Origin of the sequence: Nitrosomonas eutropha (genome assembly GCF_003201195.1) — a bacterium.
GTDB classification, from domain to species: Bacteria; Pseudomonadota; Gammaproteobacteria; order Burkholderiales; family Nitrosomonadaceae; genus Nitrosomonas; species Nitrosomonas eutropha.
Genome location: NZ_QICQ01000084.1, coordinates 1 through 1,086, shown reverse-complemented (window position 1 = coordinate 1,086; position 1,086 = coordinate 1). Strand labels below are relative to the sequence as shown.

General features: G+C 48.8%; 1 protein-coding gene and 2 pseudogenes. All 3 read right to left on the bottom strand.

What is annotated here, in order from left to right:
* A pseudogene (locus C8R14_RS13320) lies at window positions 1-160 on the bottom strand (IS481 family transposase); the annotation flags it as partial.
* Window positions 161-217: 57 nt separating this feature from the next.
* Window positions 218-727: a hypothetical protein gene (locus tag C8R14_RS13315; RefSeq protein ID WP_011634882.1), complete on the bottom strand. Its 510-nt coding sequence runs from the start codon at window positions 725-727 to the stop codon at window positions 218-220.
* A gap of 273 nt (window positions 728-1,000) precedes the next feature.
* Window positions 1,001-1,086: pseudogene (locus tag C8R14_RS13310) on the bottom strand (IS5/IS1182 family transposase); the annotation flags it as partial.

Below are 1,086 nucleotides of genomic sequence, written 5' to 3'. Positions count from 1 at the left end.
TCGGTGCATCGTGGGTGAATTCCCGCTTCCGCCACTTCGCTACCGTTTTTGGATTAATCCCATGCCGCTTGGCCAGAACATTCAGACTCTCTTGACTATTTTGTATCGCTCGACGCACCGCCACTGTCGTGCGGGCGCTTCCGTGTAATATCTGTCCCATAAATCATCCCTCCGTAGCTGGTTATATGTTACACCGGCACACCGTGGGACTAAACATCTAAGGAAATGCAGGGATTCTGGGCTCTGTTTGCATAATTTCGACCTGAGGTAAATGCAGTCTTATTCGATCTTCAATTTCATCGACCCGATCTTTAGGCACATCAGCCAACACCAGCAATTTTCCCGCTTCAATCTTATCCTCAAATTCTTTAATGCGCCGATTACCAAGCGTCATGCCGATCATGCCACCTGCCCACGATCCAATACTTGCGCCAGCCAGTGTAGTTGCCAACAAAATACCACCAGCAATGACCGTCGATGCAGGCGGGAGTGCGACAGCAACCAACCCGGCAAGTAATCCTGTCGCACCCCCTAGCGCAACGCCTTGCTGAACGGCAGGGATAAAATCAGTTTTCTGTAACAGGTTGGCTTCCGGTAAATCTTCAAGTGGTGTACCGCGCTTCGCAATCACATGAATATGCCTCTCTTCAATTCTTGCCAGAAGCAAATCATCAACAATTTTCTTGGTGGTAGCTATTTCCGGAACCAAAAAATATATGCGTCTCATGATGCCCTCCATTTAGAACTGCCAGGTTAAGAATGAAAGAGTGGTGATTTACTCCTTCGGCGAAAACACTTCTGATAGATACAATGACTCACGTGCGCGACCCTGTGGGATTCATGCAGAGGCGCTCCCTTGGCCATAGATTCAAGGTTTCCAGGGGGCCAGAATCTCACTGTTTATGGGCCAAACGTTATTTCTATGCCCACATCAGCCAGCCCCAAAATGCCCGTACCCACTTTCCCCTGCAGTTTCCATTCTTTGGGTGTAAGAACCTGTTCAAAGTCTTTTGAGTAGAAGGGCCAGGAAGGCCAGGTGAATAAACTGCAAGCTGGTGTTGAGTAAGCGCTCACAGTTCTTCCACA

Excerpts from the sequence above, each read along its gene's own strand:
- C8R14_RS13315 (WP_011634882.1), bottom strand. The coding sequence starts at position 727 with ATGAGACGCATATATTTTTTGGTTCCGGAAATAGCTACCACCAAGAAA.